Origin of the sequence: Ruminococcus flavefaciens ND2009 (assembly GCF_000621785.1) — a bacterium.
Lineage (GTDB): Bacteria > Bacillota > Clostridia > Oscillospirales > Ruminococcaceae > Ruminococcus > Ruminococcus flavefaciens_C.
The window spans coordinates 346,747-365,914 of record NZ_KK211348.1 but is presented as its reverse complement, the minus strand read 5'-3'; the positions used below and the strand labels follow the sequence as shown (position 1 = coordinate 365,914).

At 51.1% G+C, this 19,168-nt stretch carries 17 protein-coding genes; 8 read left to right on the top strand and 9 right to left on the bottom strand.

The features are described 5' to 3' along the window. Positions 1 to 30: 30 nt before the first annotated feature. The 3 genes from T488_RS0114465 to T488_RS0114455 all read right to left on the bottom strand — a co-directional run bounded on the left by T488_RS0114465 (position 31) and on the right by T488_RS0114455 (position 4,664). A complete protein-coding gene (locus T488_RS0114465; RefSeq protein WP_028521417.1) occupies positions 31 to 819 on the bottom strand; it encodes a hypothetical protein in 789 nt (262 codons plus the stop codon). 65 nt (positions 820 to 884) lie between these two features. Further along, positions 885 to 2,894 (bottom strand): class I tRNA ligase family protein, encoded by a 2,010-nt coding sequence (locus tag T488_RS0114460; RefSeq protein WP_028521416.1) that lies wholly within the window; start codon positions 2,892 to 2,894, stop codon positions 885 to 887. Between the two features lie 129 nt (positions 2,895 to 3,023). After that, on the bottom strand, positions 3,024 to 4,664 hold the full coding sequence (locus T488_RS0114455) for a glutamate--tRNA ligase (protein WP_028521415.1): 1,641 nt from the start codon (positions 4,662 to 4,664) through the stop codon (positions 3,024 to 3,026). A gap of 185 nt (positions 4,665 to 4,849) precedes the next feature. Here T488_RS0114455 and T488_RS19710 point away from each other — a divergent pair, with 185 nt between their 5' ends. Beyond that, positions 4,850 to 5,080: a hypothetical protein gene (locus tag T488_RS19710; RefSeq protein WP_155267231.1), complete on the top strand. Its 231-nt coding sequence runs from the start codon at positions 4,850 to 4,852 to the stop codon at positions 5,078 to 5,080. Positions 5,081 to 5,153: 73 nt separating this feature from the next. On the opposite strand, the gene T488_RS0114445 is transcribed toward T488_RS19710, so the two are convergent. The 5 genes from T488_RS0114445 to T488_RS18205 all read right to left on the bottom strand — a co-directional run bounded on the left by T488_RS0114445 (position 5,154) and on the right by T488_RS18205 (position 8,782). After that, positions 5,154 to 5,429, bottom strand: a complete 276-nt coding sequence (locus T488_RS0114445) for a hypothetical protein (protein ID WP_196243333.1) — start codon at positions 5,427 to 5,429, stop codon at positions 5,154 to 5,156. Positions 5,430 to 5,673: 244 nt separating this feature from the next. Then, a complete protein-coding gene (locus T488_RS0114440) occupies positions 5,674 to 5,946 on the bottom strand; it encodes a hypothetical protein (RefSeq protein WP_028521413.1) in 273 nt (90 codons plus the stop codon). A gap of 137 nt (positions 5,947 to 6,083) precedes the next feature. Next, complete coding sequence (locus T488_RS0114435; protein ID WP_028521412.1) at positions 6,084 to 6,593, bottom strand: peptidoglycan-binding domain-containing protein; 510 nt, start codon at positions 6,591 to 6,593, stop codon at positions 6,084 to 6,086. Positions 6,594 to 6,679: 86 nt separating this feature from the next. Further along, positions 6,680 to 8,071, bottom strand: a complete 1,392-nt coding sequence (locus T488_RS0114430) for a peptidoglycan-binding protein (RefSeq protein ID WP_028521411.1) — start codon at positions 8,069 to 8,071, stop codon at positions 6,680 to 6,682. A 3-nt stretch (positions 8,072 to 8,074) separates the two neighbouring features. Further along, the gene (locus T488_RS18205; protein ID WP_051536497.1) at positions 8,075 to 8,782 is read right to left on the bottom strand and encodes a hypothetical protein; all 708 of its coding nucleotides are present in this window, start codon (positions 8,780 to 8,782) and stop codon (positions 8,075 to 8,077) included. Between the two features lie 178 nt (positions 8,783 to 8,960). Between T488_RS18205 and T488_RS0114420 the strand changes: the two genes are divergently transcribed. The 5 genes from T488_RS0114420 (at position 8,961) to T488_RS0114400 (ending at position 14,676) form a co-directional block, all read left to right on the top strand. After that, a complete protein-coding gene (locus tag T488_RS0114420; RefSeq protein ID WP_028521410.1) occupies positions 8,961 to 10,010 on the top strand; it encodes a hypothetical protein in 1,050 nt (349 codons plus the stop codon). Positions 10,011 to 10,072: 62 nt separating this feature from the next. Beyond that, positions 10,073 to 11,695, top strand: a complete 1,623-nt coding sequence (locus tag T488_RS0114415) for a spermidine synthase (RefSeq protein ID WP_051536496.1) — start codon at positions 10,073 to 10,075, stop codon at positions 11,693 to 11,695. A 248-nt stretch (positions 11,696 to 11,943) separates the two neighbouring features. Beyond that, positions 11,944 to 13,668 (top strand): GDSL-type esterase/lipase family protein, encoded by a 1,725-nt coding sequence (locus T488_RS0114410; protein ID WP_028521408.1) that lies wholly within the window; start codon positions 11,944 to 11,946, stop codon positions 13,666 to 13,668. A gap of 79 nt (positions 13,669 to 13,747) precedes the next feature. Beyond that, positions 13,748 to 14,191, top strand: coding sequence for a hypothetical protein (locus T488_RS0114405; protein ID WP_028521407.1), 444 nt, complete (start codon positions 13,748 to 13,750; stop codon positions 14,189 to 14,191). 14 nt (positions 14,192 to 14,205) lie between these two features. Then, complete coding sequence (locus T488_RS0114400; RefSeq protein WP_028521406.1) at positions 14,206 to 14,676, top strand: peptidylprolyl isomerase; 471 nt, start codon at positions 14,206 to 14,208, stop codon at positions 14,674 to 14,676. A gap of 84 nt (positions 14,677 to 14,760) precedes the next feature. Here T488_RS0114400 and T488_RS0114395 read toward each other — a convergent pair whose 3' ends face one another. After that, the gene (locus T488_RS0114395) at positions 14,761 to 17,892 is read right to left on the bottom strand and encodes a GDSL-type esterase/lipase family protein (RefSeq protein WP_028521405.1); all 3,132 of its coding nucleotides are present in this window, start codon (positions 17,890 to 17,892) and stop codon (positions 14,761 to 14,763) included. Between the two features lie 322 nt (positions 17,893 to 18,214). Here T488_RS0114395 and T488_RS0114390 point away from each other — a divergent pair, with 322 nt between their 5' ends. Both T488_RS0114390 and T488_RS19020 read left to right on the top strand, forming a co-directional pair. Next, positions 18,215 to 18,442: a helix-turn-helix domain-containing protein gene (locus T488_RS0114390; protein WP_028521404.1), complete on the top strand. Its 228-nt coding sequence runs from the start codon at positions 18,215 to 18,217 to the stop codon at positions 18,440 to 18,442. Positions 18,443 to 18,483: 41 nt separating this feature from the next. Beyond that, positions 18,484 to 19,167, top strand: coding sequence for a JAB domain-containing protein (locus T488_RS19020; RefSeq protein ID WP_028521403.1), 684 nt, complete (start codon positions 18,484 to 18,486; stop codon positions 19,165 to 19,167). The last annotated feature ends 1 nt before the right edge of the window (position 19,168 follow it).

The following is a 19,168-nucleotide window of genomic DNA, read 5'->3' as shown; positions in this document are numbered from 1 at the left end:
GTCGGACCCATGTTAACCGACGCTTACAATTTACTGTTTTTCCTCAATGGAAGCCATAAGTCCCGAGTGCTTATAGAGCCTGACTGTGTAGGTCTTTTCGCTGTCAAGAGCCGCCTCCAGCTCCTCTCCCTCTTTTTTCGAGACCTGAACAATATTTTCATAACCGCCGTCCTCCAGCACACTGAACCTGTAGGTCAGACTGCTGTGTCTTCTGCTGTTATAGCGTCTGCTCGTTATAGCGTAGGAGATGGAGTCGGTGCCGATATGAGCGCCGCTTACCTCCACAGCAACGGTCTCACCCTCGGTCATATCCATAAATGTGCTGCCCATAAAAGATACGTATGACAGATTGTCAAACCGTGAAAAATCTTTGATATTCCGCTGTGAATACAGAGCCGTCTCCCTTACGCCGAAGGACATATACATCAGGAACAGAAAACCGTAAAGCAGAACAAAGCCGGCGATCCTGCCTGCCTTGTTCTGCTTTTTCTTATTTTTGCGGGAGCCGTACTTCTTCTCCATAGTATCTGCCGCAGTCACAAGGGGCTCACTGCGCTTTATGAGCATTATCCTTCCCAGAGCCACAGCGAAAGACACCTCCGCCGCCAGTCCCAGGATTATACGCAGCAGTGAGAACAGGAACACTGCCTTTAGTCCTTTCTCCCCGGTCATAACGTCGGGCTTGAACAGAACTCTGTGCAGGATAGAGACAATGAATGCTGCCACCGCAGCAATAAAGGAGAGCTTGTCCCGTTTCCATAACATTTCTTCGCGCTCAAAAGCCTTTCTTCTTGCCGCAGCCGATCTCTTTCTGCTCATCTCGTCACCCCACCCCCTCATTTAAAAGTAAGGAACGCCGAAAAAGGCGTTCCTCATGATACTTATTATTCCTCATCCGCAGCGAACTGGCTCTCGTGACGGGTGAAGAAATCCGTTCTGGGAGGCAGGAACTTCAGCTTGTGGTTCTCGCCTGTGAAGTAGTTCACAGGCTCAAGGATAGTATCCCATGACCAGATACGCTCGTCGACTTCCAGATACTCGCGGAGCTTCTCTGTGCCGAAGGGAGCCATGGGGTGCAGGAGCACACCTGCTATCCTTATCATGTAGAACAGGTTGGCAAGAGACTGCTTCAGCACTTCCTTGTCGGGATAGTCGCCTGTGAGCGCCTTAGCCATGTACTTGCTTCCGTTGCGGATATAGCTGTCCAGAACGTAGGTACACTGGTGGAAAGCGAACTTGGACATATGCCTCTCGTAGTCAAGCACAGCCTTCTTTGCCTCCTCGCGGAACTTCTCCTCGGGAGCGTTGTCGGGCATGATGCCGTCCAGCTCCTTCTGAGCGGTATAGAAAGCAGTTCTTATCATACGGTTGTATACATTTGAGAGGAGCAGACCGTCCTTTACAACTGGATCCGCGTCCTCGGGCTTGGCGTCGGGATTGTAGGGCTTGGGCATGAAGCTTACGGAGCGCTGACCCAGACCAAGTCCCAGCCAGTGCATACGGAGCTGCTCGGGAGTATAGTGCTTGAGCAGATCGTCAGCCATAGGCGGCTTTACAGCGCCGGAGCTGGAAGCCTTCTTGTCCAGGAAGAGGATATGGTGATTAGCTACGATAACAGGCATCTGAAGCTCTCCCTCGGCAGGGTCGGCAGTCTTGGTATCGCTCTCCTGCTGAGCCATCCACATAGCAGGCTCGGCAATGCCGTAGAAGTAGATGTTATCCTGACCGATGAACTGATATACAGTCGAGTCCTTGCTGCACCAGTAGTCCTTCCACTCGTTAGTGTCATGGCCGATGGACTCCAGATAGGTCTCTGTGAACGAGATAGGAGCCCAAAGGGACTCAGGCCATACCCATACGGTAAGACCGTCAACGCCGTCCATAACAGGCGCAGGTACACCCCACTCGATATTTCCTGTAAGGCGGAAGGGAACGAGTGTCTTTCCTGTACGGTAGCGTATACCGTTCTCGGTGAGAATGCGGCAGGCTTCATCGCAGTCGGAAAGCTTTGTGAATTCTATTGTAAATGAGGGCTTTTTAGGCTCCTCAAGGTACTCATGTGCAGGCATGGAATCCTTCAGCTCCATGTACTTTTCCTCAAACTCGCGCTTTATGTAGATAACGGGGTTCTTGAGGAACTCGTCAATGGTCTTCCACACAACGGGACGGATGTCCTTGCGCTTTTTCAGCTCCTCCACCCAGTCCTTCATGAGCTGCTCGTAGTCACGGAGCCTGAAGTACCAATTGGTAACGGGCTTCATTGTGGGAGTCTCACCTGTCAGGGTGCTGACGGGGTTGATGAGGTTCTCGGGCATATACTGATGACCCATATCGCACTCATCTGCGTAGCCCTTTTCGGAGGTACAGCCGTCAACGGGGCACTTTCCGATTACCTGTCTGCCGTTGAGGAACACACCTGCCTTCTCGTCAAAGAACTGCATGGTGGTTATGCGGTCAAGCTGTCCCTTCTTGTAGAGTGAGCTGATGAAGCGGTCGGTAACTGAGGCGTGTATCTCCTTGGAGCGTCCCAGACCGGAAGCTGCAAACAGATTGGGAGAGATACCGTAAGCATCGAGAGTCTCCTGCTGCTTGTCGTGGTTTCTCTGAACGAAGTCCTCAAGTGAGCCCTCGAACTCGCCGTTCTTGACCTTTACGCGCCAGCCCTCGGCAATAGGAGAGCCGTAGCAGTCTGTACCGCCCACGAATATAACATTGTCCTTGCCTATACGGTCGCGCATGAATCGTGCGAAGGTGTCCGCAAAAACGAACATACCGCCCACATGGCCGAAGTGGAGCTCCTTATTGCCGTAGGGCATACCGCCTGTGACGATACATCTTTTCGGGAACACAGGACGGGGTATCTCAAAATTCTTCTTTTCCTTTTTATCTGACATTTTTATTACCTCTTTATATAATTCATAATTAAGAATTCATAATTCATAATTGTGGTGTCCGCTACCGCGGACGGATTTGAATAATTTCAGGCGACCATTAATTACGCATTATGCATTATGAATTATGCATTATGAAAAAGCCTGAAGGCGCTTGCGTGTTATCTCCTCGCCGAGAACATGGCTCACTTCCCATATATCGGGAGCATTTGCGTGTCCTGTGAGAGCGATACGGAGCATATTTGTGATATGGACTATGCTTCCCCTGAACTGGTCTGGGTTCTTCTTGTAGTCCTTGGGCTTTACAGCGAAGCCCATTTCCTCGGTGATAGCCTTTACCTTGTCGAACCATGCAGCGGAATCATCGCTGTGATCATAAGTTGCAAGATACTTGCCGAAGAACTCCTTAACGGTAGCCTCGTCGCACTCCTCGGGCATATCATCGGTGACCTTAAAGGTCTCATCATAGTAGAAGCTCATGAAGTCGCAGGCCTGCTTCCAGGTCTCGATGTCACGTCTGGGCTTTGCACCGCCTCTGCCCACATTGAGAGCAGCAAGAGTTCTCTCGGGATACTTCTTTATGAGGGCGGCAAACTCGTCATTGTACTCACTGCACCATTCCAGCCAGCCGTCAAAGACCTGCTGTGCAGGCATACGGCAGATAACGTTCTTGGAGATATCGCGGAGCTTGTCCAGGTCCACCAGAGCGCCCGAAACGGACATCTTGTCCAGCGCATAGGGGAAGTCATGGTAGTCAGCCTCGGGATTGGCTATACGCCATTCCTCGTAATTGGAGTTGAGGAGAGTGAGCAGGAACTCCCAGATAGCGTCTCTGCTGATGCCCTCCTGCTGATAGTAAGCCAGTGCCAGCTCGGGGTCCTTACGCTTTGAGAGCTTGCGCTTGCCGCCTGTCTCTCCGTCTATCTTCATGAGAGTTGCAGTGTGGCAGTATTTAGGCTGCTTCCAGCCGAGAGTATTGAACAGCTCAACGTGCATAGGCAGAGAGGAGATCCACTCCTCGCCGCGGATAACATGAGTTGAGCGCATGAAATGGTCGTCGATAACGTGGGCGAAGTGGTATGTGGGGATACCGTCGCTCTTGAGGAGAACGAAGTCCATGTTGTTTCTGGGCATTTCCAGCTTTCCGCGGATAGCGTCCTCAACAGCTATGGTCTCGCCTGTCTCCTGACCTCTGAAGCGGAGGACCCACTCCTTGCCGGCGGCGATATTAGCCTTTACTTCATCTATGGTAAGGTCACGGCACTTTGCATACTTACCGTAAACTCCGGGGTTTTCCTTGTTGGCGGTCTGCTGCTCGCGGACAGCTTCTATCTCCTCGGCAGTCATGAAGCAGGGATAAGCCAGTCCCCTTTCTGTGAGGAGCTTTGCGAAAACGTGGTATATCTCCTTACGCTGACGCTGTCTGTAGGGACCGTAGTTTCCGTTGTCGCCCTCTGCGGTAGCACCCTCGTCGAAGTGAACGCCGAAATAGTCCATAGCGTTGATGACGGTCTCAACAGCGCCCTCAACCTCACGCTTATTGTCGGTATCCTCTATTCTGAGGTAAAAAACACCGTCTGACTGGTGAGCAATACGCTCGCCGATGATAGCGTTGTAGAGGTTGCCGAGGTGAACGAAGCCCGTGGGGCTGGGTCCTATACGTGTAACGCAGGCGCCCTCGGGGAGCTGTCTTTCGGGGAAACGAGCGTCAATATCCTCGGGAGTTTCCTTAACATCGGGGAAAAGAAGTTCTGCAAGTGCCTTAAAGTCCATAATATCAATCCTTTTGTAAATTCTGAGCCTGTAAATGCACAGGCAATATTTATTTAATTATACCACATAGCTCCGCCAAAGTCAATGACTAAAAACCGCAGTGAAAAACCGCTTGACAGACCGCAGAAGGTACGGTATAATACGGATATACGATACACTCTCTTATATTCAAAAAAAGGAAGATCATGAATTATAAATTTCTAAGAGGGAAACATTCCCCGATCATAATACCCATATTAATAGCCATTCTGATATTCGGCGGCGAGACCGTAGGAACTATTGTTTTCATCATCGGCGCCGTAGTAGTTGCAGTATGGCTCTATGATCTTCTCAGCAGTATTTTCACAGACAGCAGCAGCGATGAGCACTTCAGCGATGAAGATAATGACAAATATCATGACAGGTACGAAGAATAAAAAAGCTCCTCTTTTTCAAGGGGAGCTTTTCATATGTGCATTTATTAATGTTTATTTTCAGATATGTGGTCTGTCAGATGTGGTAGCAAGCATGACGAACCTTGTATACAGCGCCGTCATTGTTGATGCACTTGTACCAAGCCCATACAACTACATAGTTGCCCTCTATTGAGGTTGTGTACTTCCAGAACTTATACTGATGATTGAGCTCAGCACTTGCTGAGAGAGTGTTGTCAGACTTGGGAAGTACAGTCTTTGTTACAGCTGTACCTGTTCCAAGAAGGGCAAATGCCATTGCGAAAACTGCTGTTCTCTTGAGGATATTTTTCATATAAGGTGTTCCTTTCATAGAAAATTAAGATATGGTTTATGCGGCTTTCTGCCGGCTTATCAGCCGCATTTATCTTACAGTCATTATTCTACATATCTCTCACCTTTTCCGCAATAAAACCGGAGTGAACAGCACCAAAAGCGGAGTAAACCGCAAAAACGCACTTCATCATGGGGCATACAGATCACCGTTTTATGACGGCATTACACAAAAGGCTCCCCTCGCCATGAGGGGAGCCTTTTAGTTTGTTCAGAGCTGTAGCTCAATAAACATGAGTTTCCAGAGTCTTACCGCATAGACCGCAGTAGACTGTCTCTACGCATATATAATATACATAATCGCCTGTCCAGATAGGGTATACATCCCACTTTGAGGTAACATGATAGCTTCCGCCGTGGCAGTTGTTACAGCTTGCAGCAGAAGCAACGAGTGTGTTGTCAGACTTTGGTGCTACTGTCCTGGTGAATACCGAACCTGCTCCGAGAAGAACGAAGGCAAGTGCAGCTGCTGTGATTTTTTTGAGTGTGTTTTTCATAGTTTGCTACATCCTTTACAATATATTTAAGGTCAACGGACCTTATGTGCAGAATATAGCACAATAGTTCAATAATGTCAATAGTTTTTATGCGCAAAAACAGTCTGTGTCTGATCAATAAGGCGGATAACAGCTGCCTAAGATGTCTTTGATTCCAGGAACCTCACCAGCATATTCCATGTTGTGCAGTCCACGCAGCCACTTTCGGGAAGTCCGCAGCAGCCCCTGAACACCCTTACCGCCGCGGCAGTTTCCTCACCGAATTCTCCGCTTACAGCTATTTTCGGCATATTGTCATACCAGGCGGCAGCCTTCCACAGCATTGCCTGTATAATGTACACCAGCTCGCCGCTGTCACCGATGTCCAGGGTGAAGCCTTTGGAGGGAAAGGCGTGATACGCCGCAGGATCCCCCTCAGTGAGCTCTCTGTAGACCTCAGCTATCATGTCCCATGTGTCGGAATCCGTGTCTCCCGTAACGGGAAGCCCGTACTCACGCTGAAAAGCCTCCACCGCCTGCCTGGTGTCGTTTCCGTAGACACCGTCGGGCAGCACCTGCGGTATCTTCCCTCCCAGCATAGCTATACCGCAGAGCATCTTCTGAAGCTCGCGGATATGTCCCTTTCTCTGTTCATCTGTATATGGCATATATTCCTCCATTTATCAATGCGAAAAGCGTAATTATTATGGTTTCATTCCTTCCTGCAAGCTCGGGACGCCGAGGGCGGCGTCCCCTACTTAATTGTGTAACCGGGGTTCTGATAGGGACGCTTGTCAAAACCGAAGCGCAGGTCGGAGTAAACTCCCGCTATCCTGTCCCAGGTCACCGCCCCCACGATACCCGATGGGTCAATGCCGAACTGCCGCTGGAAGGCAGTGACGGACTGCCTTGTAAGGGGACCGAAATAGCCCGTGTCGCTTACCGCAGGAATATCGGGATAGCTTCTGTTTATATAGGTGAGGTACTGCTGGATAGTTCTCACCGAGTCCCCTCTTGCCCCCTCGCGGAGAACAGTCCCGGGGTAGAGGGCAACAGCGGTATACCGGGAAGGCACAGACTCCGCAATGCCCTCATAGGCGCGGTAGAGGTCGTTCCTTGTGGCTCTGTCCACCACTCCCGTCTGTGGAAGCCCGAAGACCCTCTGGAAGGACTTTACGGAGCGCTCGGTCTGCTCTCCGAAATAACCCGTTATCTCCACGGGTATCACCGCCTCATAGTAGGCGCCGATGACCGCAAGGTAGTATTGCAGCATACTAACCTCTATGGACTGCATACCGATCCGCAGCTCCTCCGCGAACTGCGGTGAGATCTCCTCGAAGCGAACTCCCTCGGAGTCCAGCTCCGCAAGCCGCTTGACGCTGGTGTAGATGTAGGTTATCCTGTACCAGGTGGCGGCATTGACTGTACCCGTTACTTCCAGTCCGAAGACCTGCTGAAACTTAGTGACCGCCGCCTCGGTAGCGCTGTCAAAAATGCCGTCGGCGGCAGGTATCTTTGGTATGGCAGGAAAATTTCCCGATATACGGTTGAGCCATACCTGTATGTACTTCACATCATTGCCGAAGGAGCCGTTTTTCAGCTCCGTATCCGGGAATGAGGGCATGGCAGTCTGAACGGGAGCGTTCTTCACGATGTCGATGTCCTCGCCGTAGTAGTACTGCAATATCTCATAGGGAGTATACCCGCGGTTGGCAAGGGTCACGGTGCCCCACTGAGAAAGCCCCGCACAGGTGGTAGTGGTACCGTTGCAGAAGGCGGTGAACAGGGGCTCCACCCTGCCCTGCCGCCGCACATAGTCATTGAAGAGCTCGTCTGCGAGGTAGCTTATGTTCTCGAAATACTCCCGCCCGTTTATGAACTTCTGGTCGAACTGAGTAGTGGCGGTGATGTCGAAGCTGTACCCCCGTGAGCGGTACCACTCGGTATAGATACGGTTCAGCGCAAAGGAAACAATGGCGTAGATATTGGCGCGGAGAGCGCTCTCGGGCCAGGTGGGGTATATCTCGCTGGAGGCAACGTTCTTGACATAAGAAGCAAAGCCCACGGTCACATCGGGAGCCTCAGAGTCGGGAAATCCCAGGTGTACAGTGATAGTCTCGGGGATAAAGGGCGTACCTGTAAGCATAGGTCACTCCTTTCCGCCGCCGAAGCTTGGCTCCGCGTTGTAGTAGGTCACGGTCTCGTCGGAGCTGTCCATCATGAGCGGCAGGGGTATGAGATTGAAGTTCTGCACCGAGGTTATTCCCGAGAACACAGGCACATCAACGCTCCTTGCGCGGAAGAACCCCTCTGCGGACACGCTTACGTCAAAGAGATTATAGGGGCGCTCCTCGGGAGAGGGCTCCTGTGAGTGCTCAAGGTCGGGGACGGGCAGGGCGAATTTAGGCGAAACACCGCTCTTATCTGTCACCCCCGAGGCAAGCACCAGTCTTTTCCCGTCCACAATAGCCGTCACCGCGATGAACGCGCCCTCAATTGCTGAGGAATCGTCTCCCGTCCGCACATTCACGAGAATATAGCCCCTCTCACTGCCCAGAAGGTCGCCGCTTTCGTATTCGGGTGGCACATCGTCCTCATTGGAGTGGGTGCCGAAGTCCGTGTCCAGCTCAGAAAGGTCAGGCTCGGGAAAGCGGCTGTTGTAGTCCTCCACTGCACCGTTTGAGTCCTCCTCAGTATGCTCGGCATAGACAGTATCATCGTCGGCTGTTTTATCTGTCTCATTTATCTCCCCGGGAACAGGCTCCGTTACCTGTTTTTCCTCAGCGGAGGTGCTTCTGCTGTAGAGCTTCATGAGCTCCTGCTTGTATTTTTCTGTATCAAGATTTCCGTTTGGCATAATATCTCCTCCCGATAAATCCTATGCGGACTTACGCCGGGTTATACCTCTTTACAAAAAGCCGCCCATGTGTTATAATTCTCTTTGTGGCATGAGCTGTGGGGAATACCAATTATAAGGGAAACAGCTTTATGACCAACATAACACTATACATTGCAAAAAACGGGGTAATATAACAATGGACGAACACTTTGAAAAAGTAATGGACCTTGCCTCACAGGGCAGATTTGAAGAAGCAAGAAAATACATACAGGAGGCGGACATTACCGCCAACCAGAAGGCGTGGTACAATATGTCGCTGTGGCGCATGGAGAATAACAGCATGAAGCATACTCCCGCACAGCCCGACGTACCAAAGCTGCCTGTGATATCAATGATACTGGGCTTCGTACTGATAATAACTGCATTCTTTTTAAGCGGAGATGCCCAGACCGCCTTGATTGTCATCGGACTTATTATGGCAGCCGCCATCCCTGCGGTCTACGCATTCAGGGAGAAAAAGCAGACCGACACGGAACACGACACCCGTAAGGAAATGGCGATAAGGTACACAGACGGTGAAGCAGATATGAACTTCCCGTGGCAGGTGCCCAATGCAAGGGTGGTCGTTACCACTATCATCGGTATCGTACTGCTGGCAGTATCGGCATATTTATACGACAAAACCGCCAATGACCAGACTATCATAACTTCACTTGTACTTGCTGTGGCAGGCTGTGCAGTCATGACATTGTCAAGAGCAGTCGCCAACAGCTTCAACGGAGTCATCATGTGGGGCACATTTGCAGTCAGCGCAGTGTTCATCTCTGCAACAGCGGCAAACGTCGAGCTATTTGAAGGTCATGTAGCTGTGACCGCCGCCTTTGCGATCATCAGTGCCCTTGTCCTGCTGCTGTATCCCCTCTGGTTCACCATCCTGAAGAAGATGGTCTGCAAAGAGAAAGTCGATGCGGAATGTGTGGACATACAGACCATTTTCGGACGAAAGAACTACCGCCCCAGATACCGCGCCATATGGAAGTACGAGTACAACGGCACCACCTATATCCACAGGGATATGACAAGCTACAAGAGTCCTGTCTACAATGAACGGCGCATAATAGGCATCTCACCGCGTTATCCCCACAACATCTATACGGGGAAGCTCCCCGTGTACACATTCTTTATCTCGGCGGCAGGCATATTCATTCTGTCATTTCTGCTGTCCTTCCTTATGCCTCTGATTTAAAAGGCGCAGTACATCTTTTCTGCAGCGATCAGGTATCACAAATCAAATCATCAGGAGATAATATGAAAAACAAAAACTCAAAGGCGGCTGAAAAGAAGCCCCTTCCCCGAATACTGAAAAACAAATGGTACCTCTACATGACGGAGTTCTTCGCAGGAATGTCCGTCATGGCAGTGGAGCTTGGCGCCAGCAGGCTGCTCGCCCCCTATTTCAGCTCCTCCCAGATAGTCTGGACCATCATCATCGGCACTATCATGATAGCCATGGCGCTGGGCAACATCTACGGCGGCAGGAGCGCCGACAAGAACCCCGATCCCGACAAGCTCTACGGCAGGATACTCATTGCGGCAGTATGGATAGCAGCGGTGCCCTTCATCGGAAAGCTGGCTATCGCCGCCATAGCAGGACTGCTTGTAGTCACCGTAAACACCAATTTCCTTATATGGGCAGCCTTCATCACCTGCATGGTGGTGTTCGTCTATCCCCTTTTCCTGCTGGGAACTGTAACTCCCTCACTTGTAAAGTACACCGTGGACTCCCTTGACGACAGCGGAAGAACAGTGGGTACTCTGGGAGCCGCAAACACTATCGGCTCCATAATCGGAACCTTCGTCCCCACCTTCATCTCCATACCTGCGGTGGGAACAGCCGTGACCTTCCTCATCTTCGCAGGCATAATGCTGATAATAGGACTGGTCTACTTCATAAGCTCAAAACGGGGCGCAGCAAAGACCGCCATAGCATCTGTGCTGTTCATCGTCTGCTGCTTTGCCTCTCCCTCCATGGGCTTTGCCTTCTGGGAAAAGGGACTCACCTATGAGGGCGAATCCGTATACAACTACCTCCAGGTGAAAGACGATGATGACAATACTTACCTGTCCACAAACGTGCTTTTCGGAGTTCAGTCCGTTTACGTAAAGTCAGGTGAGCTTTCGGATATGTACTATGACTACGCCATGGCAGCTCCCCTTATGACCGAGTCTCCCGACACCGCGGATATACTGGTGCTGGGCATGGGCACAGGCACCTACGCCAAGCAGTGCCTGAAGTATTTCAGCGGAGCTGAAGCCGAGGGCGTTGAGATAGACGATAAGATAACAGACCTTGCCAGGGAGTATTTCGAGCTTCCGCAGGAAATAAAGGTCACCACCTATGACGGACGTGCCTTTCTGGCAGCCTGTGAAAAAAAGTACGATGTCATCATGGTAGATGCCTATCAGGATATAACCATTCCCTTCCAGATGTCCTCCGTGGAGTTCTTCACCCTTGTGAAGGAGCACCTCAATGAAGGCGGCGTCATGGTAGTGAACATGAATATGCGCTCCGAGAGCTCAGACGGCATAAACAACTGTCTCGCAGACACTATCTCCTCCGTATTCGGCAACGTAGTCACCATAGATGTGGCGAACTCCACCAACAGGGAGCTTTTCGCCTCTGACAGCGACAGCTTCCTTGACAGGCTCTCCGCCAACACCGACGCTCTCCCACAGGAGGACCTGCGGAACATGATGAGGATAGTAAAGACAGGACTTGAGCCCTATAAGGCAGGAGACCATATCCTCACCGATGACAAGGCTCCCGTAGAGCTTCTGGGCATGAAGGTCATCGACGACATCATACAGGACGAGCTTGTGTACTACAAGCAGGCATTCAAGGAAAAAGGCATAAAGGGACTCCTTGAATAAACGGCTTTAAGTGCTTAGTGGTTAGTGCATAGCGCTTAGAAATAACAGTGTAGGGACGTCCATCGGGCGTCCTGTTTTTTTATCTCTTCACTGTCATCTCAACCATAGGTTGTATCTTCTCAACTCACTATTGTAACCGCTCAACTCTGAGTACAGCTGCTTCTCGTTATTTTACAAAAAGTTATTGATTTGCCCCGAAACACGGTGTATAATAGTAGTATAATACTTCTTTTTAAGGAGCTGAGAACATGAAAAAAAGAATAGCATCACTCATGGCAGCTCTTGCTGTTACAGCCGCAGGCACAACGGCTTACGCAGCAAAGGCATGGGCTCCCGATGACCTGAAAGCACTGAGCAGCTTTCTCCTGGGAACCACCGAAACAGGCAGCGCAGACCTTAACGAGGACGATGTCTGCGACGTATTCGACCTGATAGCCATGAGAAAAAGTCTCACCGCCGCTGTGGGAGACTACAAAGAGACCACAGTCAAAGCAACGGAGGAAAACGTGAGATTTATCAACCGCAACGTAGTATTGAACGACGTCACATGGCTGGTACAGAGCGGAGCAGCCGTAGAGTTCAGCGTCTCAAGGGCAAAGACCGTATCAGTCACCCTCAACGGCAACGGCGCACAGAAGAATGACGAGGACCACCGTCCCAGGTATGCCATACTTGTAAATGACGAGCCCGTAAAGATAGAGTGTCTTGACGAGAGGGAAAAGGTCATAAAGGTTCTGGAGTCCGATACTCCCACCAACGCCACCATAAAGGTGATACATCTTTCCGAGGCAAACAACGGTCCCGTGGGAGTAAGCACCATAACCGTGGGCTCGGACTCAGTACTTCCCATTGCACCCACAAGCAAAAAGCCCCTGCACATCGAGTTCGTAGGCGACTCAATAACCTGTGCATACGGCGTAGAGGGCAAGGACCAGTATGAGGGCTTCAAGACCACCACCGAGAACTTCATGAAGTCCTACGCATATCTGACCGCGCAGAAGCTGGACGCAGACTACAGCACAGCCTGCTACAGCGGCTACGGAGTTGTCTCCTCCTACTCCTCCGACGGAGTAAGGCGCACCGACGGAATAATGAGCGAGCATTATGACAACGCCGCCGCCAAGTCCCCCTACAATATCCCCTGGGACCACAGCACAACTCCCGTTGACATTACGGTAGTGAACCTGGGCACCAACGACAACACCTATTGCAGCAAGGACTACGAGACCCGCGGTCCCGAGTTCACCGAGGCTTATGTAGAGCTCCTGGGCAAGATACACAAGGCTCACCCCGACGCCGCTATCCTCTGCACCGTAGGCACCATGGGCTGCGCAGAGATGTACCCCTATATCGAGGAGGCAGTCAAGCAGTTCAGGGAGTCCTCGGGCATGGGCGACAGGATAAGCTGCTATCTCTCTGCACAGCAGGACATGAACAATGACGGTCTGGGCTCAGACTGGCACCCGTCCTACATCACTCATCAGAAGGCAGCAGCAGTCCTCTCCGACAAAATATGCACCATGCTGGGACTTGAGTCCGACCAGGTAGGCATAGATGTGGCAGCCGACGCAAAGTATGAAGTGTCACTGAACAAGGATGCAGGCGCCGATGCAGCCACCTACTTCTCCGACTTTGACAAGTCCTTCTGGGTAAACGTAGTCACAGGCGGCAAGGAGCAGAGCGACGTTCAGTCGGTAGTATCCCCCATCGGACTGAAAAAGGGCGGCACCTACAAGCTGACCTTCAAGGCAACGGCTCCCGATGGAAGCAAGCTCCCCGTACAGATAAGAAGCAAGGACGGAAAGACTCTCTACTGCGATGAGACCTTCACCTCCAAGGGCGAAAAAACTCCGTTTGAAGCCGAATTCACCGTTGATTCCGACGATCCGTCAGCAGAGTTCGCCATAATGTTCGGCGCAAAGGACTACTCCTCCGTAACTCTTTATGAGCTCCACCTGGTAAAGACCGCCTGAGTGCCCTTGACTTTTTTCCCGTATTGGATTATAATATATTGTAAACTTATCTTCAGCACAGCTGAGGAAGGAGGTCAATATGGAGGATAAAGGCAGGATAATAGGCTTGCTCATAGCCTTTGCAGTGTGCATACTCATCATGATCGCCACCAAGTCCTGTATCGACAGCGCAACGGAAGCAAGGCGTGAGGCGAAGATCAATGCTACACAGCCCACAAATGACGTTCATCTCATTACAGAGCCTTATACTCCCCCCACAGACGGTGAGGATCCCCAGCTCATTGAAGGAGAGACTGTAACCACGGAAAGGGAGTATGAAGTAGTCACCAACATTCTGGGCAACGTAGTTGAGACTATCCCCATCACCAGTCCCGAGGAGGCAAATATGCCTACCACCACACTGTCCATACTGGATGAGTACAAGAAGAACTCTAAAAAGGAAGAGATACCTTCTGAGACACAGCCGACGACCACACATGAGTACGTCGAGCCCAAAACAGACATTACTATCATCGTTAATTAACGGAGGAAAAAAACATGGTTATCATCGAAATGGAAAACGGCAAGAAGATAAAGATCGAGCTTTACCCCGAAATAGCTCCCATCTCATGCGAGAACTTCGAGAAGCTGGTAAAGCAGGGCTTCTATGACGGACTCACATTCCACAGAGTTATCCCGGGCTTTATGATCCAGGGCGGCTGCCCCAACGGCACAGGCACAGGCGGTCCCGGCTGGACAATAAAGGGCGAGTTTTCATCAAACGGCGTAAAGAACGACCTGAAGCACACCAGAGGAGTTCTCTCCATGGCTCGTTCAATGATGCCCGATTCAGCAGGCTCACAGTTCTTCATCATGCACGATGACGCTCCCCACCTTGACGGCAACTATGCTGCATTCGGCAAGGTAGTAGAGGGCATGGATGTAGTTGACGAGATCGCAGAGTGCGAAACAGACTACAGCGACAAGCCCACAACACCTCAGGTAATGAAGAAAGTCACTATCGAATAATAGTTATAAAAGCACAAAAACAAGCCCGGAAGCATTTTTCACGCTTCCGGGCTTTTATCATACTGTCCTTAACTGTTTGGCAGCTCACTTGAGGTACGGAGCAAGTCCGCTTATGTTCTGCTTTCTTACCTCTCCTGCCACAAGACCTGCCACGATGTTGGCGCCCTTCTCGCAGAAGTGAGTACCGTCGGTAGAGCCTGCAACAGCACCCATAAGGTGGTAGCTCTTGGCTGTGTCATAGCCAACGGAGTTATAATGGTTCACCATAAGGGTATTCAGGTCGATGCAGGGAATGCTGTACTTCTTGGCAAGGTCGAAGCAAGCCTGATTATAGTTGGTATAGCTGTTTACGAACTTGCCGCCTGAGTAAGCCTTCATACCGAGCGTAGTAGTCACCAGTACGGGAGTAGCTCCCTTAGCCTTTGTGGCGTTGATGAACTGAGTCATGTACCACTCGTATGAACCGCTTGAGGGATTATTGACATTTCCGCAGGTAGGAGCATATCTGTCCGCATTTGCAGCGCCTGCATCATTGATAGCGAACTGTATCATAACGAAGTCGCCCTCTTTGAGGTTATTGGCAATGGCATCAAATCTGCCCTCATCGTAGAACTTCTTGGAGCTTCTTCCTGCGATGGAGTGATTTACAACAGTGAGGTCACTGTTGAAGTAATCCTGTAAGTAGTAGCCCCAGCCCTGCTGAGGAGCTTTATCTGCACGGTAGGACTGCACAGTGGAGTCGCCTGCGATATAAAGCGCATGGCTTCCGCTTACTGTCTGCTGTTCCTGTGAAGGGTCATAGTAATCGGCAAAGGGCTCATCGGTAATAAAGAGCTCGATGAAGTCCAGATTGGGACCGCCCTCTGACATAGCTGACTGCATGAGGATAGTGTTCCTGCCCGCACTGAGAGGAAGGACAATACCGAACTCCTTCCAGTCGGTCCAGTCACCGCTTCCGGGGAAGGACTGCATCCAGCAGCGGTCAACATTGCCGTTTACAAAGAGCTTCATCTTTCTGTCGCTGGTGGAGCCGTTTGCGAAGCGGATATGTGTCATATAGTTTCCTGCCGCAGGAACGTCCACAGTGAAGGTGATATTGCTGTCTGTGGAATTATCCAGGTTCACGTAACCCTCAGCCTTGGTATAGCCGCTGTTTGTGGTCTCGGTCATACCGTTCTGCCACTGCTGGTCAACAGCGAAATACCTGAGCATCACAGTGGTGGTAGTGGTGGTAGTTGTCTCCTCTGTGGCAGTAGTTGTGGTAACGGGTATCTCATACTCCTTTGGAGGCAGAGTCTCCAGATTGAGGAGGCATCTCTGAATGAACAGAGCGTCGTTGGAGGTAAGACCCACGATGTTCTTGTCCACGTCGCCGTTGAGAGAGCCCTGATGAGTGAGGTGCTTGGTATCATAGCCGCTCAGACCATACTTATCGGGATTTGCAATGGACTGCATGATGAGTATAGCGTCAGCCAGCTCTACCTTACCGTCGCAGTTTGCGTCACCGGGGAACACCTTCAGCACAGGCTCGGCAGGCGGAGCCGTAGTGGTCGTGGTAGTGATGACAGGCTGTGTTGTAGTTGTAGTGGTAGTTGTGGGAACAGTAATGACAATGTCGTCCACCTCTATCATCTGCCACTTCTGGCAGTTATGACCGTTTACCTCCCACTGCTGGATATTGGCGCCGTTGTTGGTAGCAGCGCTTCCCACCTCAACAGCCGCCGCATCGCGTGAAGCTCTTGTGAGGAAGGTAACAGTGCCGTCGCCGTTGTCCCTTATCCTGAAGAACTGGTCGCTGTAGCCGTTTTTCTCGGCAACAACGATATTGCCGCCGTTTTCCTTGCTTCCGTTCTCCACATAGAGGTACAGGTCGGCATTCTGGGGCTTTATGTAGAAATAATCACCGGTAGCCTGAACGAATTTCCAGGTATTATGGGGCTGAGAGCCGTCTGCTCCCCACTGCTGAACATTTGCACCGCTTGCAGTGCTTCCGTCGGCGACTTCCATATAGAGACCGCTGTTGACGTTTTTGAACATATAGGTCACAGACTCATTGGGGTGGATGAAAGCACTTCCCAGTGCCAGTTCCTCCTGCATCATCTCAGCTATCTTCTGAGCGCCCTTCTTGCTCTGGTGGAGGTCATCTGCCGTACCGTCAGCCTTTGTAGCGTAGTAGGAAAGCATACCGTCATAGCCCACTGAGAAGCCGAAATCCTGCCATTTTGTAAACAGGTCTATGACTCTGACGCTCTGCTCAGAGCCGATCTTGTCAAGGGCACCGCCGAACCAGCGTCCGGGCAGCTTAGGATTACGGGTAAGATCGCCGCGTCTGCCCTGCTGCTTCACGAGTACAACGTCCATGCCCTTGGCCTTGGCTTTTTTTACCATATCGGTGACAGTGTTGTAGTACTCCGTCTCGTTGGAGTAATTGATATCGTTGATACCGATAGAGATCACGTAAACGTCTCCCGACTTGCCGTAATACTCAATGGGAGCGAACTGACCGGCGTCCACGAAGCCCTTTGCGTACTGACCGCTTGCAGCCAGATTGCGGACATCATACTTTCCGCCGTCGAAGAACTGACCCCAGCCGTGCTGAGCAGTATCGGCAGTATTATAGTAGTTGGCAACGGTAGAATCGCCGCATATCCATACAGTAGGCGGCATTTCGCCTGTGTCATTGAGCTTCTTTATCTCCACCGCGGAGATGGACTGCTCTCTCTTGGACATACCCTCAACAGCCTGGATATTGAGCTGACCGTCGGTAACGGGTATCTTGATGGTCTCGGAAGCCCCCCTGCCCGTCAGATTTATCATCTGGAGCATACCTTCCATTTTGATAGTAGTTCTTGGCGCATTGCCGATAGTTACCTTTACCTGATATAAACCCTTTGGTAGGTCGACGTTAAAGGTGTTGGACGCACTTCCGTCGTTGAATTTGACGGCATCAGCCAGAACGCCGCTTCCGCCGGCACTTACATTTTCAACATTCCATGTCTGAGCGAAGCCGTATCCCCTTCCCGAATTATAGCCGTCTGCAGCTGATACAGCGGTGAATCCGTTAGCAGCTCCGCTTCCGCCGAAGTCAAAGTTCCAGTCAGACTGAGCCGCACTCGCCGATACGGGACGTATCTGCTCTGCCGCGCCCAGACCTGCTACAGCCGAAAGCGAGAGAGCGAGGGAGGTCAGTCCGCCAAGCAGTTTTCTGATCTTCATAAAACTCCTCCAATTCCGTACAAAATATGTACAATTTGTGTATTTTAATTATAACACGCCGCCAACATTAAGTCAATATGTCTAATATGCAGTTTTGAAGCATAATTATGAACTTTTCCTGCATTTTCCACACTGTCTGCCGCAAATAATCTCCTTACAACAAGACTATTTTACATAAAAGCCAAGTTCACGGTCACAAAGAGAACAAATTTTAGTACCGTAAGGCACTAAAACCAACATTTCACAGTTCTGATATGGTAAAGTCAATAGTACCGATAGGTTCTAAAACTGTCGGATTTCAGACATGATCGGAGCTTATAATATGTACTTTCAGCGACTGAGAGACCTTCGCGAGGACAAGGACATGAACCAGTCACAGGTGGCGGAGATTCTGCACACCAGCCAGACCGTATACTCACGGTACGAAAGAGGCAGCAGGACTATTCCCGTGGAGCATCTGATGATACTCGCAGATTTTTACGGCGTCTCCGTGGACTATATCCTGGGGCGCACCAACGTCAGGGAGCTGAACAAACGCCGCAGTCCCTGAACCATATACAGGCATTTTCCATTCAAAAAAGGGGGGTTTTAATGGAAAACAAGCATCCACACGCAGGCCATCGCGGCAGACTGCGCAAGCGATTTCTTACCTCTGGCCATGAGGGACTCTACGAGCACGAGCTTCTGGAGCTCCTTCTTTTTTATGCCCGTCCAGTAGTGAATACTAACGACATAGCCCACAGTCTTCTTGATGAATTCGGCACACTGGGCAAGACGGTGTCCGCCGACGAAGAAAGTCTCAGCAAGGTAAGCGGCGTGGGACGAAGCGGAGCCCTTTTCCTGAAGCTCATGCACGATCTCGGCATAAGCAATATGCGCATTTCCCACAGCAATGAGACCCTTTCCAAGCGCGCTCAGCTTTGCAGCTGTCTGACGGAGCAGTTCGGCAGCTCAGAGGCAAAGGTCTGCAACCTGCTCTGTCTCAGTTCACGTTCCGAGCTTCTCTCCACATTGACACTGCCTGCGGAGAAGCTTCTCGGCGGCGGAATGACGCCCCGTGAGCTGGCAGCAGCCATACTTAAAAGCGGAGCGGCATCGGTCTGTCTCGGCATAAACCACGGCGCTGACCTTCCCCTGCCCCGTCCCGAGGACTTAGCTCTTGCCCGCATGGTTGGCGAGCTCCTGTCCGCCATCGGCACAGGCTTCACGGACTGTATCATCTGCGGCGGCGGAAGCAGCTTCTCAATGCGCGGAAGCGGCGCCTTCGCCTTCTGAG